The 25666-nt window shown below is 41.8% G+C and carries 22 protein-coding genes, 1 tRNA gene and 1 pseudogene; 1 reads left to right on the top strand and 23 read right to left on the bottom strand.

Annotation, left to right across the window (positions count from 1 at the left end):
• Positions 1 to 21: 21 nt before the first annotated feature.
• The 22 genes and pseudogenes from rpmG to AB1I63_00745 all read right to left on the bottom strand — a co-directional run bounded on the left by rpmG (position 22) and on the right by AB1I63_00745 (position 14302).
• Positions 22 to 171, bottom strand: a complete 150-nt coding sequence (gene rpmG, locus AB1I63_00850; GenBank protein ID MEW4353442.1) for a 50S ribosomal protein L33 — start codon at positions 169 to 171, stop codon at positions 22 to 24.
• Positions 171 to 1296, bottom strand: a pseudogene (locus tag AB1I63_00845) (multidrug efflux MFS transporter). The gene rpmG and the pseudogene AB1I63_00845 overlap by 1 nt, the downstream one beginning before the upstream one ends.
• A gap of 82 nt (positions 1297 to 1378) precedes the next feature.
• Entirely contained in the window at positions 1379 to 1975 is a 597-nt protein-coding gene (coaE, locus tag AB1I63_00840) for a dephospho-CoA kinase (GenBank protein MEW4353441.1), read from the bottom strand.
• Positions 1972 to 2796 carry a DNA-formamidopyrimidine glycosylase gene (gene mutM, locus AB1I63_00835; protein MEW4353440.1) on the bottom strand — a complete coding sequence of 275 codons (825 nt, stop codon included), beginning with the start codon at positions 2794 to 2796 and terminating at the stop codon, positions 1972 to 1974. The genes coaE and mutM overlap by 4 nt, the downstream gene beginning before the upstream one ends.
• A 114-nt stretch (positions 2797 to 2910) precedes the next feature.
• Positions 2911 to 3213: a GNAT family N-acetyltransferase gene (locus AB1I63_00830; protein MEW4353439.1), complete on the bottom strand. Its 303-nt coding sequence runs from the start codon at positions 3211 to 3213 to the stop codon at positions 2911 to 2913.
• A 151-nt stretch (positions 3214 to 3364) separates the two neighbouring features.
• Positions 3365 to 3487 (bottom strand): hypothetical protein, encoded by a 123-nt coding sequence (locus AB1I63_00825; protein MEW4353438.1) that lies wholly within the window; start codon positions 3485 to 3487, stop codon positions 3365 to 3367.
• Positions 3471 to 3941: an NUDIX domain-containing protein gene (locus AB1I63_00820; protein ID MEW4353437.1), complete on the bottom strand. Its 471-nt coding sequence runs from the start codon at positions 3939 to 3941 to the stop codon at positions 3471 to 3473. Before AB1I63_00820 ends, AB1I63_00825 begins: the two co-directional genes overlap by 17 nt.
• A gap of 47 nt (positions 3942 to 3988) precedes the next feature.
• The gene (gene era, locus AB1I63_00815) at positions 3989 to 4885 is read right to left on the bottom strand and encodes a GTPase Era (GenBank protein MEW4353436.1); all 897 of its coding nucleotides are present in this window, start codon (positions 4883 to 4885) and stop codon (positions 3989 to 3991) included.
• 46 nt (positions 4886 to 4931) lie between these two features.
• Entirely contained in the window at positions 4932 to 5327 is a 396-nt protein-coding gene (dagK, locus tag AB1I63_00810) for a diacylglycerol kinase (GenBank protein MEW4353435.1), read from the bottom strand.
• Complete coding sequence (ybeY, locus tag AB1I63_00805) at positions 5308 to 5805, bottom strand: rRNA maturation RNase YbeY (protein ID MEW4353434.1); 498 nt, start codon at positions 5803 to 5805, stop codon at positions 5308 to 5310. The genes dagK and ybeY overlap by 20 nt, the downstream gene beginning before the upstream one ends.
• A gap of 122 nt (positions 5806 to 5927) precedes the next feature.
• A tRNA-Thr gene (locus tag AB1I63_00800) sits at positions 5928 to 6000 on the bottom strand.
• Positions 6001 to 6083: 83 nt separating this feature from the next.
• On the bottom strand, positions 6084 to 6650 hold the full coding sequence (locus tag AB1I63_00795; protein ID MEW4353433.1) for a GNAT family N-acetyltransferase: 567 nt from the start codon (positions 6648 to 6650) through the stop codon (positions 6084 to 6086).
• Positions 6647 to 7219 carry a GNAT family N-acetyltransferase gene (locus AB1I63_00790; GenBank protein ID MEW4353432.1) on the bottom strand — a complete coding sequence of 191 codons (573 nt, stop codon included), beginning with the start codon at positions 7217 to 7219 and terminating at the stop codon, positions 6647 to 6649. The genes AB1I63_00795 and AB1I63_00790 overlap by 4 nt, the downstream gene beginning before the upstream one ends.
• Before the next feature lie 33 nt (positions 7220 to 7252).
• Positions 7253 to 8212, bottom strand: coding sequence for a PhoH family protein (locus AB1I63_00785; GenBank protein ID MEW4353431.1), 960 nt, complete (start codon positions 8210 to 8212; stop codon positions 7253 to 7255).
• 76 nt (positions 8213 to 8288) lie between these two features.
• Positions 8289 to 8504, bottom strand: coding sequence for a YozE family protein (locus tag AB1I63_00780; GenBank protein MEW4353430.1), 216 nt, complete (start codon positions 8502 to 8504; stop codon positions 8289 to 8291).
• A complete protein-coding gene (locus tag AB1I63_00775; protein MEW4353429.1) occupies positions 8501 to 10012 on the bottom strand; it encodes a hypothetical protein in 1512 nt (503 codons plus the stop codon). The genes AB1I63_00780 and AB1I63_00775 overlap by 4 nt, the downstream gene beginning before the upstream one ends.
• A gap of 44 nt (positions 10013 to 10056) precedes the next feature.
• Positions 10057 to 10353 carry a DUF4298 domain-containing protein gene (locus AB1I63_00770; protein ID MEW4353428.1) on the bottom strand — a complete coding sequence of 99 codons (297 nt, stop codon included), beginning with the start codon at positions 10351 to 10353 and terminating at the stop codon, positions 10057 to 10059.
• A 174-nt stretch (positions 10354 to 10527) separates the two neighbouring features.
• Complete coding sequence (locus tag AB1I63_00765) at positions 10528 to 11031, bottom strand: RNA-binding protein (protein ID MEW4353427.1); 504 nt, start codon at positions 11029 to 11031, stop codon at positions 10528 to 10530.
• Position 11032: 1 nt separating this feature from the next.
• Positions 11033 to 11662 carry an orotate phosphoribosyltransferase gene (gene pyrE, locus AB1I63_00760; protein MEW4353426.1) on the bottom strand — a complete coding sequence of 210 codons (630 nt, stop codon included), beginning with the start codon at positions 11660 to 11662 and terminating at the stop codon, positions 11033 to 11035.
• A 14-nt stretch (positions 11663 to 11676) separates the two neighbouring features.
• Positions 11677 to 12372, bottom strand: a complete 696-nt coding sequence (gene pyrF / locus AB1I63_00755) for an orotidine-5'-phosphate decarboxylase (GenBank protein MEW4353425.1) — start codon at positions 12370 to 12372, stop codon at positions 11677 to 11679.
• A gap of 173 nt (positions 12373 to 12545) precedes the next feature.
• Positions 12546 to 13484, bottom strand: coding sequence for a dihydroorotate dehydrogenase (locus tag AB1I63_00750; GenBank protein ID MEW4353424.1), 939 nt, complete (start codon positions 13482 to 13484; stop codon positions 12546 to 12548).
• 11 nt (positions 13485 to 13495) lie between these two features.
• Positions 13496 to 14302, bottom strand: coding sequence for a dihydroorotate dehydrogenase electron transfer subunit (locus tag AB1I63_00745; GenBank protein ID MEW4353423.1), 807 nt, complete (start codon positions 14300 to 14302; stop codon positions 13496 to 13498).
• Between the two features lie 389 nt (positions 14303 to 14691).
• Between AB1I63_00745 and AB1I63_00740 the strand changes: the two genes are divergently transcribed.
• A complete protein-coding gene (locus AB1I63_00740) occupies positions 14692 to 15600 on the top strand; it encodes a LysR family transcriptional regulator (GenBank protein MEW4353422.1) in 909 nt (302 codons plus the stop codon).
• Positions 15601 to 15884: 284 nt separating this feature from the next.
• On the opposite strand, the gene AB1I63_00735 is transcribed toward AB1I63_00740, so the two are convergent.
• On the bottom strand, positions 15885 to 25061 hold the full coding sequence (locus AB1I63_00735; protein MEW4353421.1) for a MucBP domain-containing protein: 9177 nt from the start codon (positions 25059 to 25061) through the stop codon (positions 15885 to 15887).
• Positions 25062 to 25666 lie beyond the last annotated feature (605 nt).

Raw genomic sequence — 25666 nt, 5'->3', positions numbered from 1 at the left:
CTATCTATTTTACCATAAAATCTAATGATGTTCAAGATGTAAGGTTACTTTTCTTTCCTTGGGGCAGTATTTTAGAACCTGTATTTTTTCAGGGTGGGTCTTGGTATTTTTGCTGGTCAGGTAGTTAAGACTGCCGCACTCAGAACATTGTAAATTGATTTTTTTTCTCACTAAATTTCCCTTACTTTCAAATAATGTTTAAAGTTCAAAAAGGACCAGATAAAGTTTGCAAGGACCAGATAAGAGGTTACATAAAAGACCCAAGAATAGCCGAGATAAGTCGCTACTCCAGACCCCAGCATCGGTCCTAGGACACTTCCCATATAGATAAAGATCTGGTTAAAGGAAAATATCCGTGAAATCCCTTCCTTTGGTGTTAATTTGGCTAAGAGAGAATTGACCGATGGTAAAAGCGCTCCTGTCCCAAAACCATATAAGAAGCGATAAAAACCGAGTTCCAAAGGGGTTTTCGCATGAGCATTGAGCCAGTTCATGACAAAACTATAAAAGAGGGCTACCAGCAGCAAACGGTGATTCCCAAGCTTATCCCCTAGTTTTTCCCAAGAAAGGAGAGCTGACCATAGAAGAAAATCCAAGAGCCGAGATAATCATACCTGATACAAAGAGAAGATTATGAACCTGTCCTAAATGACGAATGTAGAGGGTCAAGATAGGCACCACCGACTGGGCTGCCGTTTGGATAATCAAGCTCGTTACAAACAGACTAAAGACAATTTTCTTATTCTTAATGTTATGAAAAACTTCCTGCAAACTCATCTCTTGACCTGCTTTGACAGGGATAAAATCTTCTTTGATATAGAAAAATGTGATCAAGGTTACCAAAAAAAGCAGGAAACCGACAATCAGAAAGACCCAGTGCATCCCGACAACCTCTGCTAAAAATCCACCCAGCAAAGGACCAATTAAGGTTCCTGCGACCAAACCTGTGGATAAGGTTCCAAGAGCGTAGCCCGTCTTTTCCTTGGGCACCTGACTGGCAATGAGGGCTGTGGAGTTTGGTACATAACCTGCAAAGACACCTGTCAAAATCCGCAAGACAATCAGCCAAAAGCTATTCGGAACAAAGGCTAAACCTCCCATGGTCAATACCATGACAGAGCTAGCTCGCACCATCATGGACTTTCGTCCATAGCGATCCGCTAAACTCCCCCAAATTGGGGACATGATGGCTGAAGCTAAAGCAGTAGTCGATACCGCTAAGCCTGCGTAAAATTCCACTTGGTTTTTGGGTGTTCCCAGCTCTTCGACAAAGACCGAGATAAAGGGCATAACCATAGAAAAACTTGCCCCTGTTAAGACATTACCTACCCAAGCAATTTTTAAATTTTGCTTCCAAACTTCCTGACTTAAAATACCATCATCTTCTTTCTAATTCTTGTAATAAATGTTCTATCTGTGCATAAGTCTCATCCAAAGAACCGCTATTATCAATGATTCTTGTAGCTCTCTGTCGCTTTTCTTCCAAAGGCATCTGGGCTAACATACGCTTTCTTGCCTCTTCTTGGCTCATTTGATTCCGCACCATTAAGCGGGCTAATTGCTGATCTGCACTAAGCGACACCAGCCAAATCTCCTGAAACCAAGATTCATAGCCCAATTCAAACAAAAGAGGAATATCCATAAAAAAGAGCGTTTTTGATTGCTCATACTTAGCTTTCAAAAGAGCCAATTCCTCTCTTATAATCCCTTGCTGCAAGAGATTTGCTCTTTCTAAACTTTCTGGATTCGCAAAGACCAGACTCGCTAGTTTTTGACGGTCCAGTTCCTCATTTTCCTGTAAAATCCCTGTTCCATACTCAGCAAGGAGAGCTTGATAGAGCCTACCACCTTTTTGCTGTAATGTATGCACAGTTGCATCCGCATCTACCACCAAATAGCCTTTTTGGCTCAGATAACGGCTGACTGTTGATTTGCCCGAAGCAATACCACCTGTTAAACCAATGACCGTCTTCATCTCATCACCTGACAACGAGGACAGATATGTGTCCCACGCCCTGCAACTTTCATCTTTTCAATCTCAGCTCCACACCGTGCACAAGGCTCACCAGTTCGCCCATACACCATGAGAAAATCCTGCATAGTGCCGTCTTCTCCCAAGGCATTGCGATAGGTCCGAATGGTTGAGCCACGCTTCTCAATTCCCAGCTGCAAAACCGCAATAATCTGCTCATGCAAAGTCGTGATTTCTTGATCTAGCAATCTATGAGACGGCTGACTAGGGTAGAGTTGTGCTCGCCAAAGTACCTCATCCACATAGATATTTCCCAAGCCCACTACCAAGGTCTGATCCAGCAAATACGGTTTTAAAGGCTTTTTCGAGGATTTCAAGGCTCTTACAAATGGAGCGATTAAAAAATCCTCCTCAGTCGGCTCAGGACCTAACTTTTTAGAAGCAAAATAAGCCGGCAAATCACTTTTTTTCATCAACTCCATAGTGCCAAACTTACGGACATCTTGATAGACTAGCTGACTGCCATCGGTAAAGTGAAAAACAGCATGAGTATGCTTATTTAGCTGAGCCTCCCCTTCATCATAGAGATACTTTCCCTCCATCCGCAAATGTGAGACCATGACCCAGTCTGAATAGACAAAAATCAGATATTTCCCACGGCGCTTCAGCTCACAAATCTCTTGTCCTTGTAACTTATCAGTCAAATCACTCGCTCCTGTCAAGACCATGCGAGGGTAGAAAATATCCACCGACTGAATTTTCTTGCCTGTTACAAGTCGCTCAAGTCCCTTTCGGACCGTTTCGACCTCTGGTAATTCTGGCATGATTCAGATACAAAGGGCGTAAGCGGAACAAGCTGTATCTGTTTGATACCGTCCGCAGTCCGTGTCCAACACCGAACACGGACTCACCCTATCCTTTCCTCATTATTTTTTCTTTTAGTCTACGTTCAACAGATAATGAACACTTCGACCGACTTCATGAAAACCTATGTTGTTGTGAAATGCTTGACTAACGACATTTTCCAACGAACAACTTGAAGCAAGCTGTGAGCAACCTTGCTCTTTTGTCCAAGATTTGGCAAATATAAGCAACTCCCGAGCAATCCCTTGCTGCCTAGCTTCTGGTGCAACTGCAATGCCTTCCAAGTAAACAATCGGAAGACTAGAACACCCCTCTACATATTCGGTTCGGATAGACAGACTCAGCCAAGCCAAGGCTTCTCCTGCCTTCCAATACAAACATTCATGTGGAAACTCACTATTTATAATCTTTTAGTGTTGATTTAGTACTAGGCAACGAGTCGCAGGCATAACTGGGGTTAGGCAAGACGAGTTAACGACGTAATAGATTAAAACGAAATGAGTATAGAAAACGGCTACGCAAGTCCGACTAATCACTCGTATAGACCTGACTGGCAAAGCGGGGCCAGATATCTACCTCGTCTAGCCTAGCTAATCGAATCGCATTTCTCATTCCAACTTCCTCGTCTTCAGACTCAATGCCCCATGGCAAAGGAATCCTTGAGAAATTCATCCAACATCAAACGGTGTTTTGCTGAAACTGTGTCTAAAGTGGCGATTTCTGCTGGCGTAAAGAAACGAAGTTGCAAGGTCTCTTCATTGTGAAAATCCCCAATCTCAACCGTTTTCTGAGCAGCAACTTCATAGAGAAAGACCACCGTCTGTACTCTGTCACCATTGGGATAGACTTCTTCAAAGTTGGTATAAGCATTCAAAAAGCGAACGGGCTCCACTTCGATGCCCGTTTCTTCTAAAAATTCACGTTTAAGGGTATCGACAGAGGATTCCCCTAATTCCATAGCACCACCTGGAATGGCCCAGTTTTTCTTATCTCCACGCAACTGCAGGAGAATCTCTCCATCTCTATTTGTCAAAATACCACCTGCAAAAGTCAAGATAATCTTGTCATGCCCGACTTTTGAACGGATATAGGAAATATAGTCCATCAACTGTGCTCCTCCATCCTTTTTGCAACTAGCAAGATTCACGACTATCAATATTCCTTCTGATTATAGCCAAAGTCCGCTAGATCTAGCTTTTTATCTCGCCAATTTTTCTTGACCTTGACCCAAGTTTCTAAGAAGACCTTGTCGCCTAGCATGAGCTCGATGTCACGACGAGCCATTGAGCCAATCTTCTTGAGCATAGCACCGCCTTTTCCAATGATAATCCCTTTTTGACTATCTCGCTCGACCATAATAGTCGCCCTGATGTGGACTTTGTCCGACTCTTCTTCACGCTTCATGCTATCAATCACGACCGCTACGGAGTGTGGAATCTCTTCGCGCGTCAAATGAAGAACCTTCTCCCGAATCATCTCAGACACCAAGAAACGCTCTGGGTGGTCGGTAATCTGGTCTGCTGGGAAATATTGGAAGCCTTCTTCCAAATTCTCACTCAAAATATCAATCAAACGCGAAACGTTATTGCCTTGAAGAGCTGAGATTGGCACGATTTCTTTAAAATCCATCTGATTTCTAAAGTCGTCAATCTGACTCAAGAGCTGGTCAGGATGGACTTTATCAATCTTATTGACCACCAAGATCACAGGAACTTTAGCTGCCTTTAAGCGCTCGATAATCATGTCATCACCTTTGCCACGAGGTTCATCTGCTGGCACCATGAAAAGGACGGTATCGACCTCACGAAGCGTACTATAAGCAGACTCCACCATAAAATCTCCCAAGGCTGTTTTGGGCTTATGGATTCCTGGGGTATCAATAAAGACAATCTGCTCTTTCTCTGTGGTATAAATCCCCATAATCTTATTGCGCGTTGTCTGCGCCTTATCGCTCATGATGGCAATTTTCTGCCCCATGACATGATTTAAAAAGGTCGATTTTCCAACATTTGGACGACCTAAAATGGCTACAAATCCTGATTTAAACATTTCTTTTCAAGGACAGAAAACACTTCCTGTCCATTCCTTTCTTTAATTAAAAAATCAACTGCCAAATCTTCGGCAGAAAAATAATCATCCCTGTGAGCAAGGCAAAAACAGAGATGACCAAGACAGCACCGGCTGCCATATCCTTGGCATTTTTAGCCAGCATGGAAAAGTGATAGTCACTCGCCAAATCGACCACATTTTCAATGGCAGAATTCATAATTTCAAACGCTACGACTAAAAAAATACTAAGGAGTAAAAAGAGCCACTCGACTGCAGAAACACGAAAAACCAAGCCAGCAATGACCACTAAGATAGCTGTCAGTGCATGCTTATGCATATTTCGCTCTTCTTTAATGGCAGTGAAAATCCCTGTCAGCGCAAATTCAAGGCTGGCTGTTAGGGTCCGATTTTTCCATTTGCGTTTATTGTCTTGTAAGTCCATAAGCTGTCAAAATCTCTTCCTGTAAACCAAACATTTCTGCTTCTTCCTCAGGCGTATAATGGTCGTAGCCATTGATATGCAAAAATCCATGGACTGCTAAAAAGCCCATTTCTCGCTCAAAGCTATGACCATATTCCTCTGCCTGCTCACGCGCCTTGTCAATCGAGATAAAGAGCTCGCCGATATAAGAGTCAAATTCCGCCATCATCTCAGCAAGCTCTGGATTGTCCAGCAAATCCTCCTCGTCAAAAGCAATGTCCATCTCAGGCTTGTACTCTAAGCTAATCACATCTGTCGGACGATCCGTGTCACGGTATTCTAAATTTAGAACATGACTGCGCTCATTGGTCACAAAAGTAACGGCCATCTCCTTGTCTTCTTTACCAATCTTTTTGGCTGCAAAGTTTAAAATATCCTCTGTTTGACGCAAAATCTCTTCCGATACTTGATTTGTCTCATCTACCATCTCAATATACATATCACACCTGCTTCATCTATTTCTTTTATTATATCACATTTCCCCTTGTTTGACTGTTCAGAGCTGTTTTTCGCTATGTGCAACAAAAAAAGCCTGTCAAACAGACTTTCCTCTTCTCTTCATGCTAATTGCCGGGATCGAACCGGCGACCTCATCCTTACCATGGATGCGCTCTGCCTACTGAGCTAAATCAGCTTACCTATCTACTATACCATAAAGACACTTTCTTGTCAATAACCTAAATAAAATTGTTCACATACAAAAAGCCGAGCATCCACTCAGCTTTTTCTAGCCTCTCTATACATCTCTTTTGTCACATGATAATGAATCCTCGTCACCATGCGCCTTCCATCCAAACAGGCATAAGGCTCCTCGTGAGAAAAGTGCATGCCAGATTTTGCCATGACTCTTCCTGAGGCTGGATTTTCCTTATCATGCACAGCGACTAATTTATTCATCTCCAAGGTCTCAAAAGCGAGCTGAATCACTGCTTTTACTGCCTCCGTCATATAGCCTTTGTTCCAATAATCCTTATGCAAACAGTAACCTAAAGCAGCTTTTCTCATGGTCGTATCTAGCTTATGCATGTCAATACTACCGATAAACTCCCCTGTTTCCTTAAGCACAATCCCCCAACGCCCCAGAGGGCTTGCCAAATAGATGCTCGCGATATTCTCTCTTGTCTCCTCTAGGCTATGATTTTGTGGAAACACATAACGCGTGGTCTCTTCATCTGATGCATAGGCATACATCGCCTCCGCATCATCCAAGGTCACAGGACGCAAGAGCAAGCGTTCTGTTTCAAGGATTTTATTTTCAGCAAGACCAATAAAGATGTTTTTCATCTGTTGTTCCTTTTATAATTTTCTTTTGTAAGCAGATAGTGTACCAAGGTAACAATACGCCCTTCTACCTTGCGGTCCATCATTGCATAAGGCTCTTCATGAGAAAATCTCATTCCTGCTTTCTCCATGACCCGACCAGAGGCTAAATTGTCTCTATCAAAACGTGCTGTCACCGCATTTAAAGATAACACTTCAAAGGCAAGCTTCAAAAGAGCTGATAGAGTCTCCGTTGCATACCCTTTATTCCAATACTCTTTTGACAAGCAATATCCCAGCTCAGCTTTGCGAATGTCCTGTTTAATCTCCATCAAGCTAATGGTACCAATCAATTTCTTCTCAGACTTGAGTTCAATCCCAAAACACCCCAAAGGATACTGTAAAAAATATTGAGCAATCGTAGATTTTGTACCTTCAAGACTTGTATGTGTCGGAAATACATAACGCGTTGTCTCTTCATCTGAGGCATAGGCATACATCACCTCAGCATCGTCCAAGGTTACAGGACGCAAGAGCAAGCGTTCTGTTTCAAGGTTTCTATTTTCAGCTAATAACACATAGATATTTTCCATATAACGACCCTTTTCGTAAATACAAAAGTTCTCTCAGCTACCTTCTTCGACCTCATACGCTCTGATAATCTCAGCGACAACAGGGTGGCGGACAACGTCCTTGGCTGAAAAATGGACAAAATCAATCTGTGAGATGGTCTTTAATTTCTCCATAGCGTCAATCAAGCCTGATTTGACATTGCGTGGTAAGTCAATCTGACTACTATCTCCATTGACAATCATTTTTGAATGAAAACCAAGGCGGGTCAAAAACATCTTCATCTGCATGATAGTCGTATTTTGCGCCTCATCTAAAATGACAAAGGCATCATCCAAGGTCCGTCCACGCATATAGGCTAAAGGCGCAATCTCGATAATCTCCCGCTCCATGAGCCGTGTCGTCTGATCCTTGCCCAAGATCTGATACAGAGCATCATACACTGGACGAAGATAAGGATCGACCTTTTCCTTTAAATCTCCTGGCAAAAATCCGAGACTTTCTCCTGCCTCCACCGCAGGACGGGTCAAGATAATGCGCTTAACTTCTCCACGTTTCAAAGCTGTGACCGCTAAAGTCACCGCAAGAAAAGTTTTCCCTGTCCCAGCTGGTCCTACGCCAAACACAATATCATGGCGTTTAATACTATCTACATAGAGCTTTTGCCCCAAGGTCTTGACACGGATAGGCTTGCCGTAATGGTCCTTGATAATCTCTTCTTCATAGAGTGCTACAAATTTGTCAATGTCTCCATTTTTCCCCATGGAAATAGCTGTCACCACGTCAGGCGTATTGACCACCATACCACGATTGACCAAGACAAGTAGTGCCTCGATGACCTGACGAGCACACTCCCTAGCCGCCTCTTCTCCAATGATTTGAACGACTTCTGTTCGCGCGTGAATGACCACATCCAATTCCTGCTCCATCAAGCGCAGATGGCGTTCATTGGACCCAAAAAGATGAAATGCATCATCTGGATGATGTAAGTGAATGTCTACTGAATGTTCTTGCAAAGCAAGCACTCCTTTATCTGAATTTTTTATAGTCTTAGTATATCAAAAAAAGAGGTGAAATACCTCTTTTTACTGCTTAATGCGCTTGATATTCTTCCCAAATGCGGTCAAATTCTGATAAATTAAAGGAAAAACTCGCATGTTCTTCCAAATAACGGCTGATGAGGTCAAAATCATCTGTATGTTTGGGAAAGGCTGATTCTGCAAAGACCAAGTCCGCCAAAATCGCCTTGGGTTCCTGGCTTTTAGGATTTCGCTCCGTCATCAGCCAACTGTAAAATGATTTTCTCACGGTTCTTCCTTTCTAAAGATAGAGGGGCGCAGATCCGTCAAGCCAAGGCTTGATAGGATAAGGATTTGCGGTAAAAATTGAATCAAATAACGGGTTTTGCCTCCTTCAAAGATGAGAAGAAAGAGCAAACCACCAAATACTGCCAGTAAAAGGAGATTGATGGAATCAAGTCCTCGATATTTTAGACTCGCAAAGACCAAACCCAAGCTCATCACAATCCAAATCACCTGCTTGATAATTTCGTAATACACATATTCTTTTTTATCAATATCGAGAAAATAGGTTCTGATAAATCGTGCCACAGGGTTGTTTTTAGTCTGCTCATATAAAGGGGAGATATAGGGAGTTTTTTCTTTATCTACTGCTCGATACAGCCATCCCAAGGTGCCTTCTGCTACGGTCAGACTATGCTTGTAATAAAGATGATTCACAAATTCTAGCAGCGTATATTCCTTCAACCTGCGCTTGATTTCCTTTTTGACATTTTCCGTTGCAAACATACCGTTATTGTAATTCTCTCGCTCATCAGGTTCAATATATTGCAGAAGTCCTTCTTTCATATCCTCTTGGTCATGACCGATAAAGGTCAAGCCTAGATTGATAAACAGGAGTGGTCCTTTGGCTAAGCCTTCTCCATCAAGAATCTTAACTTCTTGCTGATTTTTCTTCACATAAGACTGAGCTAGATACATCGGTGCAAAGGCAAGGGAAAAACAAGCTAGAATCATCACTGTCCTCTTCCAATTTCCCTTGAAAAAAAGCAAGATAACATAGGCCATCAAAAGAATCATCGTGGTCGGACGAATCACATAAGCTGCGGCACTTGTGATACCAAGTGCCAAGGAGAGCATGACCGTTTTTCTCTTTTCTTGATGTTCAAACAAGGCAAATATCAAGAAAATTTGTCCTGCAATCAAGGGAAGGGGCCAAATGTCCGTGTACATAGAATAAAAATAAGGTGAAAATCCAAGCAAAGCTAGATACAAGCTATAAACCGCATCCGCACTTACCTGACTTCCATAGCGCTTCATCCCCTTGTACAAAATGATCGCTGTCATATCCGTATAGACGATATTCAATGCCTGCAAAATCCACAGAGCCGACTCTCCAAACAGATGATAAAACCAGCGTTCATATAAAAACAGAAATAGATTATTAGGATTTCGTGTCAAGTAATTGCTAATCGAGCTATCCTTCAAATACCTAAAAGCTCCTGTAAAAACTACGGCTGCATCTCTTCGAATCAACAGCTCTGCTGATAGGAGCATGGCGAGCTGATATACGATAACTCCTATCATCACAGCCACTTTATGCCGCATGAGAAAAGCATACAGCTTACTCAAGTGCTTGCGATAAATATACCCCACAAAGCTGAGACATAGGACAATCACCAAAGCAAGACTGGATAAAACCTGCAACTGCTTTAAAGCAGTATAGAGCCAATGGAGCATCAGCACCAACATGATTTTCTGAATGAGTGAAAAAATAATCGGATAAATTTTTGACATATTTCCATTATAACATAGAATAAAAAGGCTTGCTACCGCTGACCTCAGCGCTCTTTTTCAGATAAACGCGCCATCTCTGAGAGAAGTTCACGCCTCACAACCATAAGGTTATAAATCGTATCCTGCCCCAATACACCGCGGGAAACGTTGCATGGAAACTCCCCTCTATTCTCCATCTCATAGTGCCGCATCCAATCACGGTCATAGTAGGCAACCAGCTGCTTAAAATCAGGCTCTAGCTCCTCAAAAAGCTCAAGAGAGCGCTCTAAGCTCTCAAATACCTGACTTGCACGATGTGCAATTTCTTCCATTTGTTGGATCATTTCAAGTTCTTTTTTCATCCTCTTAGTATAGCAAAAAATCAATCACAAGGCACGGTTGTACTATCAGAAAATTTCAAGGAGCTTTGCTCCCTGAAACTTTTCATGATTCTTTTTCAACATGGAAGAATTCCGTTACTACCAAGCCATCTTCTGAAAAAGTAAGAACCTGTATTCATAAGCGAAGTCTTCTAATCAGGAGCTTATTTTACGATAATCAAGGCGTTTTTTTGAAGGAATACTGACTGTATTTCGAGAAAAAGCAACGATGAGTAGCGAAAAATAAGCCCTGAATAGAGTTACTGAGCTGTGAATACAGGTTCTAAAACCCTCTTCTGGCAAAGTCTTCTGCCAATAATCGCCAAAAATCCTTTTCCAGTCTGCGACAGTACGATCTCCCTCGCCATTTTCCCAAGCCGTTCGCTTTGAAATCTCACAAAAGGGTTCCACTACAACTTCGTCTAGCATGAGCAGGACTTCTTGAGTAGGATTTTCTTCATCATCTAACATAATTGAGCAGCTTCTCACCTCACTATGGCTAGGAACAGGCTCTCCTGACACGATATAGGACTCATACCAAGACGAGGTTGCCGTTTTGATTCCCTTAACCGTCAATTCATATAAATCTTTGTACTCTGCTGGATGCGCCCACACTTCTACATCAGGATATTTTTTCTGTAATTCTCCAAATTTTGCCATCTTAGTTCTGCCAATTCTCTTGATCTTCTTTGAATCGCTCTAAAAGCGCCAATCCGTCACTTGTCACATAGCCCTCTTCCTCGGCTAATTGGATGAGTTCTGTGTAATTGGAAAGAGTGAGCAACTTCACTCCTTTTTCAGCAAAATTTTGGTCTGCCTTGGCTAGTTGATAGGTAAAAATCGCAACGACGCCCAAGACATCTGCTCCTTCACGCTCTGCTGCTGCCACCGCTTCAAGGACTGAACCACCAGTGGAAATTAAATCCTCAATAATAACCATCTTTTGCCCTTGTGACACGCGCCCTTCGATTTGATTGCCTGCACCATGGTCTTTTGGCTTGCTACGGATATAGGCAAATGGCAGCTCCATCTTATCTGCGATGATCGCTCCATGAGGAATCCCTGCTGTCGCTGTTCCAGCAATGACTTCTACTTCTTTAAATTCCTTTAAAATCACATCTACAAAGGCATTTTCAATCAAGGTCCGTGTGTCCGGGTAAGCGAGAGTGACACGATTATCGGTATAAATAGGAGACTTGATTCCACTTGCCCATGTAAAGGGTTCCTCTGGCTGCAGGTAAACAGCACGAATCTTCAATAAATTACGCGCAATCTCTTTTGCTACTGTCATCTTTTTATCCTTTCTTATGCTTGATTCCATTCATCTTTAATCACATGGTAGGCAGACACAGGGTCACTCGCCTTCGTAATGGGACGCCCAACCACGATATAGTTGCTCCCGATTGCTTGCGCATCATGCGGAGTCATCACTCGTTTTTGATCACCCGCTTCTCCCCCCTTAGGACGAATACCAGGGGTCAGGCAGATAAAATCGCTTGAGGTCGCATCCTTGATAAGAGCTACTTCGTGAGCCGAGCAGACCACGCCATCCAAACCGGCTTCTGCTGTTTTCTTCGCATAATGCACCACAGACTCTTCAAGACTGGTCTTGATATTTTGGCAGTCTCGCATGTCTTCTTCGGTAGTTGACGTCAGCTGAGTCACTGCTATGAGAGTCGCACGATTGCCCAATCCTCGCCTAGCTGCCTTCATCATCTCTACACCTCCTGCTGCATGGACATTTGTCATATCGACCTCAAGACGTCTCAACACACGCATAGCAGACTCCACAGTATTTGGAATATCGTGGAGTTTCAAATCGAGAAATATACTGTGTCCCAAGCCCTTGACATAGTGCACAATCTCTGGACCAACAGCATAATAGAGCTCCATCCCAATCTTGACAAAGAGCTTTTCCTCCTCTGGAAATAAAGCTAAGAATTCCTTGACATGGTCAAAGGAAGGGAAGTCTAGGGCGACAATCGGACGTTTTTCGCGCATGGTTTCTCCTTTGTATCTTTCATTTAAAAAAACCTTGCCAGAAGGCAAGGTTGCACGAAAAAGCAGGGGATAGCCCCTTTTTTAAACGGTCAACCTTGGTAGCCTCTCTGGACTGCATTAAAGGTTTTATTTCTATCATTCTAACGATTTTGTGGCTATTTGTCAAGTAAAATCTAGCTTTTCAGCTCCTGCCTGACTCGTTTTCTCAGGCTTTCTAGGCTTCCAATACCGTATGTATCCATAACTTTAGGAAGGTCTGCAATGATCTGCGGACAAACATAAGGATCGGTGAAATTTGCCGTTCCAACCCCAATCGCAGACGCTCCAGCAATAAACATCTCAAGCGCCTTTTCTGCCGAATCCACCCCGCCCATGCCAATAATAGGCAAATCACTCGCCTGCGCCACTTGACGAATCAATTTCAGTGCAACAGGAAAGACAGCTGGACCACTCATGCCCCCAGTACCATTTGCCAAAATCGGCTTTCTAGTCGCTAGATCAAACCGCATGCCTACTAACGTATTGATCATGGTAAATCCAACTGCTCCTGCTGCTTCAGCAGCTTTTGCGACTTGGGTAATATCGGCAACACTAGGCGTCAACTTGACATAAACTGGCACAGAAGAGGCTTCAACACTCGCCTTAACCGCCTCATACGCCAGCTCAGGCACCTGCCCAATCAAGAGCCCTTGATTGCCGTGGTCAACATTGGGACAGGAAATATTTAGCTCAATCGCTTTGACATTTCTAGCTTTAGAAATCTTTCCAGATACATGGGCATACTCTTCATTGGAAAAACCAGCTACATTCGCAATAATGGGGAGATTAGGGTATTCTCTATCCAGCCATGGGAGTTTTTCAGCCAAAACTGCATCAACTCCTGGATTTTGAAGACCGATAGCGTTCAACATACCAGCTGGGGTTTCTGCCACCCGAGGCGTAGGATTGCCAAACCGAGGATACTGGGTGGTTGCCTTTATCATAATCGAACCCAAGACATCCAAATCATAGTATTTGGCATACTCCTGCCCAAAGCCAAAACAGCCAGATGCTGGAATAATGGGATTTTTTAAGTTTAATCCCGGAAGAGACACAGCTAAACGACGCTCCATCTTTCTACCTCCTAGACAATAATCGTCCCTGTTTCAAAGACAGGTCCTTCTTCACACACCCGCTTGTGGGCTGACTCACTCTGATCCTTGATGTGAACAACACAAGCATAGCAGGCTCCCATCCCGCAAGCCATGCGGGCTTCCATAGAGATATAGGCTCTTGGATGCTCTTCAAAAGTCTGATTGACATAGCTCAGCATGCCTGGTGCTCCACAGGCATAGACGGCTGAAAAGTCTTCTGTCAGCTGATCCACGATTTGCGATACATAGCCCTTAATTCCATAACTTCCATCATCTGTCGTGACCAAGACACGACCGTATTGGCGCAATTCTTCCTCCAAAATCACGCTACTTGCTGTTGCAAACCCAAGAACACTCGTCACCTCGACCTTCCTTTCATGGAGAACCTTTGCTACTTCTACTAAAGGAGGAACTCCGATCCCACCTCCGATAATCAAAGCCTTATCTCCAAAGCCCAAGCCTGAAAGATCAAATCCATTTCCTTGAGGCCCCATGCAGTCAATTCTATCCCCTGACTTCATTCGGGAGAACATCCTCGTTCCATCTCCCTCCACACGGTAAATCAGGCGAGCTTTTTTCCCTACTCGATCAATCTCTGAGATAGAAATCGGTCTGCGCAATAATTTGGATGCATCCGGCACCCGCATATGCAAGAACTGCCCAGGTTGCATCTCTAAAACCATTTCACCAGCCAACTCCAAGGAGAAAATCCTTGGTGCAATCTCACATTGCGAGATAATCTCCATCTGTTCCAACATGATTTTCCCCAATCGACGTCTACAAGTTTCTTCTGTCATGTCACCCTCACTTATAAAAAAGAGGTCAAAACCTCCGTTTTAACCTCTCCTTCATGTCCAGAAAAACTCACTCAGTAAGCCCCATGCTTCAAATATACACTCAAATTCTCCACAATCGAATCTATAATTGCAGCGCTCCTTTACCTTAGCTTGATTGCCATCAATCTATCCACTGATGTAAGGCAGGAGCTATATTCTTTTCGGTTTGCAACTTCCAACCATCCAGTGGAGGCAAAGAACTAGCTTCGCTAGATTGATCTGCAACTTGAACCAACCCACTGGGTTGGTTCAACCTTGTAAGTCTCTCTGGACCTTCTTAAAGGTTAAATTTTCACTATTCTACACCTAAAATGCTTTTTTGTCAATCCTAATTATGGTAAAATAAACCTATGAGAATTCAACAGTTACATTATATTATTAAAATCGTAGAGACGGGCAGTATGAATGAGGCTGCAAAGCAGCTCTTTATTACCCAGCCGAGCTTGTCCAACGCTGTGCGCGATTTGGAAAACGAAATGGGGATCGATATCTTCATTCGCAATCCTAAGGGGATTACACTGACACGAGATGGCATGGAGTTCCTCTCCTATGCACGCCAAGTGGTGGAGCAGACCCAATTACTAGAAGAACGCTACAAGAATCCTGTCGCCAATCGTGAACTCTTTAGCGTCTCTTCCCAGCACTATGCCTTTGTGGTCAATGCTTTTGTCTCCCTGCTCAAAAAAAGCGATATGGAAAAATACGAACTTTTCTTGCGCGAGACCCGCACTTGGGAAATTATCGATGATGTTAAAAACTTTCGCAGTGAGATTGGTGTGCTCTTTTTAAACAGCTATAACCGTGACGTCCTCTCTAAAATGCTAGATGACAATCACTTGATTGCGACCCACCTCTTTACCGCGCAACCCCACATCTTTGTAAGTAAGACCAATCCTCTAGCTAAGAAAAAGCGGGTTCAACTAGCTGATTTGGAGAATTTTCCCTATCTAAGCTACGACCAAGGAACTCATAATTCCTTTTACTTTTCAGAGGAAATCCTCTCCCAAGAACACCATAAAAAATCCATCGTCGTCAGCGACCGAGCAACCTTGTTTAATCTCTTGATTGGACTTGATGGCTACACCATTGCCACAGGGATTTTAAATAGCAACCTAAACGGAGACAATATTGTCTCAATTCCGCTTGATATTGATGATCCAATTGAGCTCGTCTATATCCAACATGAAAAAGCGAGTCTATCCAAGATGGGAGAACGCTTTATTGATTACCTCCTTGATGAAGTCAAATTTGACCACTAAAATGTCCAGTTGTAGAACTGGATTTTTTATATGCTCACACGCAAAAAACCTACCAGCTAACTGGTAGGTTTGAAGGGCTAATCAGCTTGCATACTGCTGGTAGCCTTTTTTCTCCTCTTTGAATGTCGCCAATACCTGCGATTGCAAATAGGGCTGCAAAAGCTGCGGCGTCTATCCAAACTGCCTTGGATCGTCGTTACGAAACGACCACAATGCTTACATACAAATGTTCGAGGATTTTGAAAATGATTGTCTGTTTTCATAAGTACCACTCCTATAAAAACTTACTCTTCATTATCAAATTTTTTCTTCATGGCTGCAAGAAGAGCAGTCAAGCTCAATGCTGCAGCTCCATATACCACTCCACCTTGGTTTGCTTCACCTGTATTTGGCAATCTTTTTGCCTCTGACTTCATATAGCTTGGAGTCATTTCTTTAGTCCGTTTAGCGGATTTTACTGGTGTCATTGGTTTTGCAGATTCTTTCGGTTTATCTGGAACTGGTTTTGATGGTTCCTTCGGTTTATCTGGAACTGGTTTTGATGGCATTTCTTGAGCTGGAGGAGTTGGACGTCCTGAATCATTTGGTACATATGGAATATAGGTATCTTTCTCCAGTTCTTTTGGTACTGGAGGAATATAACCCTTCGTTGGATCATTTGGATCCACTGGTTTTAGCGGATTTCCATCTGGATCGTGCGGGGTGTAGCCCGGTACATGAGGAATTGGTGGTAGAGCAGGTTTCTTCGGATCCACTGGATCATTTGGATGAGTTGGATCAAATGGATATGGAAGACTTGGACGATCTTTTTCTGGCACATTTGGAATCACTGGAATCCAATTTGCCACTTTTTGATACACATACGTTACCACAGTTTCACCTTTAGAAACCATCCCCTTTTCTTGGCCTTGTGTAAGACTTGGCACAAGGATATATCGTTCACCTTGATGAATGATTTCTGCAGGCTTAGTCAATTCATTGCTTGGATTTTGATGATCTGTCGTATCGTAGCTTGTTCCTACCAATGATTTTTCGGTATCTACAATCGGATCTTTGATGTCACCACCTTTTGTATCCTTGTATTTCACAATCACTGTTCCAGCAGGCAAATATGGAATCGGTGTGTTCACTTTTGGATTCGTCGGTGTTGGTGGAATATAACAACCATTTGGATCTTTTGGCAATGGCTTACTTGGATCTGTCGGATCAACTGGGATGTAGTCTGGTACATCTGGTAAGCGTGGATCATCACTTGGATCCTCCGGTGTTTCATCATAAGGCAACGGTGGAATCTCCTTGCCTGTTTCAGGATTCACTGGAGGGGTCATTGGATCATTTGGAGCCGTTGGATTCGTTGGATCTACTGGAATATATGGAATGTATTGACCTGGGGTTTCAACTGGTGGATTTGTTTTCAGTCTGTACACATAGGTAACATCCATATTTCCTTGCTTAATTTGACCAACAACAGGAGCAGAATCTTCTTTCACCTTCACAAATTCATAGACTTTACCATCTTTTGTGATTTCTTTTGGTTTTTCCATCTCGTTTTCAGCAGCATTGTAGCTAGTTCCAACTGGTGATTTTAGAGTATCCACTCTATCTTCCTGAACAGAATTGCCCATTTCATCCACATAGTGAATAGTCACTGTTCCAGCTGGTACATACGGAATGTAAATATCGTTACCTGGCTTGTCTGGAACTGGTGGGATATAGCCATCTGGACTATTTGGATCTTTCGGAGCAGGCTTGAGCGGCTGATGTGGATCCTTCGGATTTACTGGGATGTAGTCTGGCACATCTGGAATCACCGGTGGCTGATCTGGTTTAGTTGGATCGTTTGGTTTTGTCGGATCAATCGGAGAATCTGGATTCTCTGGATCAAACGGATATGGAATCTTCGGACGATTTTCCCTTGGTACTTCTGGGATTTCTGGAATCCAATTTGCCACTTTTTGATAGACATAAGTGATAACTGTTTCACCTTTGACAACTTTACCTTCTTCTGCACCTTTCGTTAAACGTGGTACAAGAATGTACTTGTCACCATTAAATGTGATTTCAACTGGTTTGTGATCCCTTGTATCGTAGGATGTATCTACCTTAGATGTTGGTGTATCTATCACCTGATCTGCGATTCTATGACCTTCAGTATCTTCATAACGAACCACTACGGTTCCCACTGGTTTGTACGGTACTGGGGTGTCCTTTGTTGGGTCATTTGGATCCGTGATGGTTGGTGGAATGTAGCCTTTCATAGGATCTTTTGGATCTACTGGTTTGAGAGGTGTCTCACCAGTTGGATCTGCCGGATCTTTTGGCTCATATCCTGGTACATATGGCAATGGTGGATTATCTTTTGGATCGTTCGGTGTATCATCATACGGTACTTTATCTGGATCACTTGGTTTATTTGGATCTGGATCTTTGATATGTGGTACATAGTTGCCATTTGGTACATACGGCACTGGTGTATCCTGTGATGGATCGTTTGGATCTGTGATCCTTGGTGGGATGTAGCCTCGCATTGGATTATTTGGATCTTTTGGCTTCAACGGATTACCATCGGGAGCTTTTGGTGTATGTCCTGGAATAAATGGCAATGGCGGGTTATCTTTTGAATCCTTCGGCGTATCGTCATACGGAACTTTTGGTTCATCGTATTTAGGATTTGGATCCTTTGGATCTGGTTTCTTAGGATCATTTGGTACATATGGAATGTAGCTACCATACTCTTCATACACATAGGTTACTGTAAGTGTACCTTCTTGAACCTTGCCTGTTTCAGCTGCGGAATCCTCTTTTACTTCTCGATAATGGTAAACCTTACCATCTTTATAGATCTTCTCTGGCTTGTAGTCAGTTGTGTCATAGTCAGTATCCACTTTAGCATTCACTGTATCCTTCACATCCGTTGCGATTGTTTCGCCTTTGGTATTAACATACTGGATGACAACTGAACCAACTTTATTAGCAGGCGTTACTGTTGGAGGAATTTCTTTAAGTCGATAGACATACGTCACTTCTGTTGTACCTGATACGACCTTGCCTGTTTCTTGACCTTGGGTCAATGCTGGAAGAAGCTCATACTCGTGACCATCTTTTGTAATGGTTGCAGGTTTATGGTCTTTCGTATCGTAGTCTACTCCCGTTGATGTCTCTGGTGTATCCACAACATCGTCTTTAATCGTCTTACCTTCAAGATCGATATAGTGAACGACAACCTTACCTTTGACTTCTTCGTAAACATAGGTCACTTCTGTTGTACCTGATACGACCTTACCTGTTTCTTCACCTTCTGTAAGCTCTGGTACACGTTTATAGGTCTTACCATCTTTCGTCTTAATTTCCTCTGGACGGTTATCCATTGTGTCGTATGGCGTACCTGGCTTAGAGTTTTCCTCATCTTTGACAGGGTCTTGAATAGCATTACCTTCTTTGTCCTTGTAATTTACAACAACATTTCCAGCTTTTTCATAGACATAAGTGACAGTAGTTGTACCCTCTTTCACATTTCCTGCTTCAGGAGCTGACTGTTCATCCACCGTCTTGAAGTAGTAAACATCCCCTTCTTTAGTCGTAATGATGTTTTCTTTCTTGTCGTAAGTTTCGTAGCGTGTACCTTCTGGCGCATCCATCGTATCTGGAACTTCGTCCTTGATTTCTTTACCATTTTCATCTACGTAACGAACAACAACCGAACCAAGCTTGGTATCTGGAGTTGGTGGAACTTCCTCTTTCACTTCTTCATAGACGTAAATAACATGAACCGTTCCTGATAATACTGTTGATTTCTCAGAACGAATGTAGTCTTGCAGCGTATTAGGAACAATCACCTTACCATTAATGATATTTGTAGTCTCCTCTGTTCCTTTATACTTATAAGTCTTACCTTCAAAATTGATGAATTTCGGCTTTTCAACATCTGACTCGGCAGTATTATATTCCGTACCAATAGGGGCATTGATAGTGTCATAGTATTTTGCATGAATTTCATCCCCATTTGTATTCACATAATGCACAAGTACAGTTCCTGTCTTAGGAGCTTCTGCTGGAGGTGTTATTGTCGATTCTTTTAGTTTGTAAACATAAGTAACTGATTTGAGCTTGTTCGCTTCAATATGACTTTCAACAGCATCTGTTGTTGTCAAATGTCCGATACTATCGACCTTACCAACAGCATACTCTCCTGCTGGAACTAATTCATAAATCTTCCCATCCTCTGTTGTGATTTGTGTTGGGCGAATATTTGTTGTTGTCACATTGTAGTATGAACCTGGTTTAGCATCTGATAGCACACGTTTTGTCTGCTGAATTTCTTTGCCATTTTCATCAACATAGTTAACAACAACCGAACCACCTTTTTCATAGACGTAAGTAACCGTCGTAGTTCCTTCAGTCACTATGCCTGTTTCAGAAGCTGAATTTGACTTCACTTCTTTCAAATAATAAACATCTGTCGCATTTGTTGCTGTATTATCAGAATGGATGACTTCAAGCCTATTATCAAAGGTCTCATAAGGAGTTCCTACTGGTGCATCTATGGTGTCTTGAGCAGGGGTATTAATCTCATTGCCTTCAGTGTCTTCATATCGAACAATGACGGAGCCTTTCTTGATTTCTGCTTTAGGTACTTCTTTTAGCTTATAGACGTAGGTAATTTCCTTAATCTTGTCACCTTCCACAAGTCCAGTTTCTGGGTCTGATGGCTTCCAGAATTGCCCCCCTGCTGGAGCTGTTAGTCGTCCATGGTGGTCAACCATTCCAACGTTTTGTTCACCTGCTCCTACAATTTCATAAATCTGACCATCTTTGCCTAAGACAGTGGTTGGACGATTGTCGTCTGTCGTATCATAGGCAATTCCTTCTGGCTGATTCTTCTCATCAAAGACAGGATCTTTAATAGATTCACCGTTAATATCTACATAACGTACAAGAACTGCTCCTGTCTTAATCGGCTCTGGAATTGTTGGAACATCCTCTTTCACTTCTTCATAGACGTAAATCACATGAGTGGTTCCTGATGAAACAGTTGATTTTTCTGGCCCAATGAAATCATAATCACTACGAGGCACAATCACTTTGTTATTCACGTGGTTTGAATTTGTAAATTCCTTATACTTGTAAGTCTTACCACCAAAACGAATGTAGTCAGGTTTTTCCAACTGAGTTTCAGCAGCATTATACTCCGTACCCACAGGGGCATCTGTCGTATCTTTGTAGTCTGCGTGAATCACTTCACCCTCAGTATTGACATAATGAACAACGACTGAGCCTGTATTAGCTGCTTTTGGAGGGGTTGGAACATCGTTTTTCACCTCTTTATAGACATAGGTGATGGATTTTGTTTTACCAGCTTCTACCCGACCATCAACGTTATCTGTGCTTGTTAAGTGACCCACACTATCTACTGATCCAACAGTATAAGAACCTTCTGAGACTAATTCATAGACTTTACCGTCTTGTGTCGTAATTTTTGTTGGACGAAGAGTAGTAGTTGTCGTATCATAGTTGCTACCTGGTTTGGCATATTTAACCGCACCTACGGTTGCTTTGATTTCTGTACCAGTTTCATCAACGTATTTAACTTCAACAAAACCAGCTTTTTCATATACATATGTAACAGTTGTGACACCTTCAACAACTTCACCAGATTCATTAGCTGAGCCCTTCTTCAATTCTTTGAGGTAGTACACATCTTTGTCGTCTTTTGTAATGATCTCTTCTATTTGATCGTATGTTTCATATTTAGTTCCTACTGGTGATTCAGGTGTGTCAACTTCATCTTCAGCAATTTTATGACCCTCAGTGTCTTCGTATTTAACAACGACTGAACCTGTTTTTACATCATTTTTCTTGTAAAGAATCAACTGATCATGGATGCCAGAAATAGTGCCATCTTCAGAGATGGTTGCTGTTTCTTTTGGCGCATCTTTATCAAAGATGTATCCTTCTTTTGTTGGTGATGCTTTTTCTGGAATTTCTGCAACCACAGCTTCCCATTGACCATAAGATACAACTTTTCCAGTCACTTTATCAACATTAGCAGCACGTTTGAATTCTACTGTTTGAACAACATCTTCAAAGACTGCTTCTTGATCTAATCCTGGTTTATCTGCATAACGATAGCGAATGGTACGTGTTGCTGTACGTTTCACTTGAGCTTCTTCAATCACTGGCCATTTTGGTGAACTTGGATCTTTTGGATTGATTGGCTCATTTGGATCTTTCGGACTAGCTGGATCAACTGGCACAATCGCATGACTCAAGAGCACTTCATATTTCTGAGTTGGATCAGCTTCTGAAGCGTCTTTTTCATTGTCAAAGATGATTGGAATTGGCACACCATCATTGACAAGCTCATAACCTTTGTCTTCATACTCTTTGATACGTTTCGTAGTTGTGTAGGCAGCTTTCCCACCAACTACACCACTTTCCTTATCCACACTGCCAAGTTGTACTTTTTCACCAGTTGTTACATCATAGTAAGTGATAGTTGCTGCTTGTTTGTCTGGTGTTGAAGGTTCTGTTGGTACTTCCTCATACACATAGATAACATGCGTTTTACCTGGTGTTTGAATAGTACTCATTTCTTCCCCAATGAAGTTTGTCGCATTTGGTGTTACGATAGCAGTCGTACCTACTGTCCCTGTGGTATTCGTTTCTTTGATTTTGTAAGTCTTACCACCGTGGGTGATTGTCTCTGGTTTTTCACCATTTTCAGTCGCATTATAAGCAGTACCGATTGTTGCATTGGTTACGTTATCTTGGACTTCTTTTTTGATGATTTCACCTTTGGTATTGACATAGTGAATCACCACAGAACCTGTTGGTTCGTAGACATAGACAATATTTTTCTTGCCGGCAATAACGTCACCAGTTTGCTCTAATGTAACATTTTCCGTCGCAACTTTTACTTTATTGACAATACCATCAGCAGAGATTTCTTTAGCTTTGTAAACGATATCATCTTTTTCAATCGTATTCGGATAGTCTGAAGTTCCTTTTGTCACTTCATATTTTTCTCCTACTGGTACATCATCTTTCAAATGATGGTTTGGCTGAAGTACGTGTCCGTCTGTATCTACATAGTGAAGGATAACGTCGCCAGTTAGTTTTTTATATTGATATTTAATAACCTGTTCATCTTTTGTAACTTGACCAGTTTCTAAGTCAGAACCATATTTTAAGGTAGCATTACCTTCTTGATTCTTAACAAGTATGTAAACATCACCATTTTTAGCTTGAATAGCTTGAGGAACATTCAACGATTCATATACTTTATAATATTCTAACTTTTCTGCAATATTTTCTTTGCCTGTTGTTGCTTTATCCTGAGAGACAAATTTCCCGTTGACAATCGTTCCTACTTGTCCCTCTAAAATAGTGTCTGTATTTTCAATATAATACTCACGTCTAACACTACCAGTTCCTACTGATCCAAAGATCGATGCCGCATCTCCCCAAGCACTAAGACTTTTATCGTCATCTTTCCTTGTAAATGGTAAAGTCGTCCCGCTAAAGTCAGAATAACTCTTGATAACATTTAGCGAATCAGTCAGATAAAAATTCCCATTGTTATCAAGAGCAGCTCCTCCCATTGCCCAAGCATCAGCAGGGAGAGCATTACCGTCTGCTAAGGTAATGGCTATCTTTTTCGACAAAGTAGAATTCAAGTTCGTATATTTATTGTTCGCAGCTACTCCTTTAGCTATTTCATCTTTTGAAATATCTAACACTTGAAACTCTTTTTTACCAAATTGATTCAGTGTAATTTTAGCATTTCCTTCTGCATCAAAGACAATATCATTTCCAAGAGCAAGACTCGACCAATACGTCTGAGTCCAGTCAAATGAGCCTGTCTCGACAATATGAGTGCTGGTGTAACCAACATCGCTTACTTTATGTGTAACTGGATCGTAAGAGAATAGGCGGAAGTAAAATTCAAAACCACCTTTCTTGATACTTTCTGCCATCATATCTCTCTTTTGTTCGTCTGTTAACGAAGCATCTTTAGAGATAGCGTCTCTTACCGTTGTAACTTTAGAGGTGAAGTCGTTTGTATTTCCAAATTGAACAGTTGAAAAATTAGGGTCATACTGACGAGTATAGGTACCAAAATAATACTTTCCATCAGCTGGATTAATCGCTCCTGCTGTCCAAGAATTGGTTTTTAATCGAGCAAAATTTGCATCCCAATTTGAAGCATTACTTACTAAACTCCACTTTTTTGATTGCATATCATAGCGATAGATACCATTGAGAGTTGTTCTATCCTCTTCATTGATATTCGATGTGAAGCCAAATGCATATGCATAACGACCATCTTGAGATAAGCCTAAACCATTCATTTGTACATAAGCAGGGTTACCGTTATCTCCTGGTTTAATCTTTTGTTCATCACGCAATTTTGCAATATGGTCTAAGACTTGAGTACCATCGTCAAGAACACTGGTTGATACTGGAGTCATTTTACCAGTATTAGTATCTACTTCATAAATGGTTACACTCTTTTGTTTCTCTGTAATATTCTTATCATTGGTTGTACGAGTTCCTGCATTTTGCACATACACGATACCTGGTTTATTACTAAAACGCTTTAAAACATCAAAACCATCTTTATCCAAAACAGTATTAGCTGGTCTTACGATCGTTGATGGCTCTGTCAAAAGAGATGCTGCCACATCCGCTCGGAAACCTGCTCCTGTTGGGATGGCTTTACCTTCATTTGGAAAGGTTGTGCTTCGTTGTTGTGCGCGTCTTGCTTTTTTAGCCATCAATTCTAACGCAGCAGCATCTGTCGCTTCATTCAAGCGATCATAGCTAGCTTTTAATTCTGAAGAAGGCAAAGCAGATGCCGTTATTTCCTCTGGAGTCTGAGTTCTCGCTACTGTTAGCATATCTTTAGGAGCGGAAACTTCTGGACTTGCTTGCTCCTTAGTGTCTGAATCTGTTACGCTTGAATCTGGTGTTACTTGCGAAACGGAAAGACCGTTCACTTCTTCTTTATTCTGTATTTCAGTGCTAGATGCATTCGAAGGAACTTCTGATTTCACTGTTGTACTAGAGCCAGTCGGACGAGTCTCTGTCTTTTTAGGGCTGGTCACAGTTGATACAGAAGCATTTTGAGAAACGCTCTCCTCAGACGTAGAAGCTACTACGTCCGTTGTAGCACCATCTACACTTGACACTTCTGCTACTTTGACAATAGTATCATCTGACATTGCCGGTGTCAAAAATACCTCAGATGAATCTTTAGATAGCACTGGACTTTCTGGTGCCACAGGTTTATCTGTATCTTCCATCGTAGAAGACACCACTTCTGTTTCTGCTTTCATTTCTACTGCATCATCAGCATATACTTGAGGAGTACCTAATAAAAATGAACCTAAGAAAACGGAGCCTACGCCTACTTTGAATTTGCGAATTGAAAAACGATCTTTTTTTCGATAAAACATCATTTTTCCTCCTTCTTTTTATTCTGACTCAGTTTTATGGGAAAAATGCTCTACTGTGCCTTTATAATTGTTTAGTTTTGATTAGTACGAGACAACGGTCATAGACAGAACTTTGTTTAGCTAAGACGAGTTAACAACGTAATCAAAAAAACTAAATGACTATATAAAGATATAAGTCACTTTTTCCTATCATAACTTGTCCTGCAAATAATAACAAAATGAAATCAGAATTACTACTGATGATTGGATAATTTTACTCATTTTTTACCGATGTATCAATACTAATATATCTCTATCGATATTTCAAAAACATTAATTACAGTAGTTTATATAAAAAATGGGAATGGGACTCAATCGTGATTTCGCAGAAATCAATTTTGTAGTCTTCGCTTTCCAATTTTTAGGCTCAGGTATGAACAGTCACTGGACTAGCCTCGCTTTTGAGTTTCCAAGCTCAGGTATGAACAGTCACTGGACTAGCCTCGCTTTTGAGTTTCCAAGCTCAGGTATTAACAGTCCACTGGACTAGCCTCGCTTTCGAATTTCCAAGCTCGGGTACTAAGAGTCCACTGGACTGTTAGTATCCCACAAGTTGACGCTTTTACAAT

This window comes from Streptococcus pneumoniae (genome assembly GCA_040719455.1).
In the GTDB taxonomy this organism is placed as follows: Bacteria; Bacillota; Bacilli; order Lactobacillales; family Streptococcaceae; genus Streptococcus; species Streptococcus pneumoniae_G.
The sequence above is the reverse complement of the archived record's forward strand: the minus strand, read 5'-3'. Positions and strand labels throughout refer to the sequence as shown.

Bases quoted from the DNA above. Each gene is read 5' to 3' on its own strand.
- coaE (MEW4353441.1), bottom strand. From the start codon at position 1,975: ATGAAGACGGTCATTGGTTTAACAGGTGGTATTGCTTCGGGCAAATCA.
- mutM (MEW4353440.1), bottom strand. From the start codon at position 2,796: ATGCCAGAATTACCAGAGGTCGAAACGGTCCGAAAGGGACTTGAGCGA.
- AB1I63_00820 (MEW4353437.1), bottom strand. From the start codon at position 3,941: ATGGACTATATTTCCTATATCCGTTCAAAAGTCGGGCATGACAAGATT.
- era (MEW4353436.1), bottom strand. From the start codon at position 4,885: ATGTTTAAATCAGGATTTGTAGCCATTTTAGGTCGTCCAAATGTTGGA.
- dagK (MEW4353435.1), bottom strand. From the start codon at position 5,327: ATGGACTTACAAGACAATAAACGCAAATGGAAAAATCGGACCCTAACA.
- ybeY (MEW4353434.1), bottom strand. From the start codon at position 5,805: ATGTATATTGAGATGGTAGATGAGACAAATCAAGTATCGGAAGAGATT.
- AB1I63_00795 (MEW4353433.1), bottom strand. From the start codon at position 6,650: ATGAAAAACATCTTTATTGGTCTTGCTGAAAATAAAATCCTTGAAACA.
- AB1I63_00790 (MEW4353432.1), bottom strand. From the start codon at position 7,219: ATGGAAAATATCTATGTGTTATTAGCTGAAAATAGAAACCTTGAAACA.
- AB1I63_00775 (MEW4353429.1), bottom strand. From the start codon at position 10,012: ATGTCAAAAATTTATCCGATTATTTTTTCACTCATTCAGAAAATCATG.
- AB1I63_00770 (MEW4353428.1), bottom strand. From the start codon at position 10,353: ATGAAAAAAGAACTTGAAATGATCCAACAAATGGAAGAAATTGCACAT.
- AB1I63_00765 (MEW4353427.1), bottom strand. From the start codon at position 11,031: ATGGCAAAATTTGGAGAATTACAGAAAAAATATCCTGATGTAGAAGTG.
- pyrE (MEW4353426.1), bottom strand. From the start codon at position 11,662: ATGACAGTAGCAAAAGAGATTGCGCGTAATTTATTGAAGATTCGTGCT.
- pyrF (MEW4353425.1), bottom strand. From the start codon at position 12,372: ATGCGCGAAAAACGTCCGATTGTCGCCCTAGACTTCCCTTCCTTTGAC.
- AB1I63_00750 (MEW4353424.1), bottom strand. From the start codon at position 13,484: ATGGAGCGTCGTTTAGCTGTGTCTCTTCCGGGATTAAACTTAAAAAAT.
- AB1I63_00745 (MEW4353423.1), bottom strand. From the start codon at position 14,302: ATGACAGAAGAAACTTGTAGACGTCGATTGGGGAAAATCATGTTGGAA.
- AB1I63_00740 (MEW4353422.1), top strand. From the start codon at position 14,692: ATGAGAATTCAACAGTTACATTATATTATTAAAATCGTAGAGACGGGC.
- AB1I63_00735 (MEW4353421.1), bottom strand. From the start codon at position 25,061: ATGATGTTTTATCGAAAAAAAGATCGTTTTTCAATTCGCAAATTCAAA.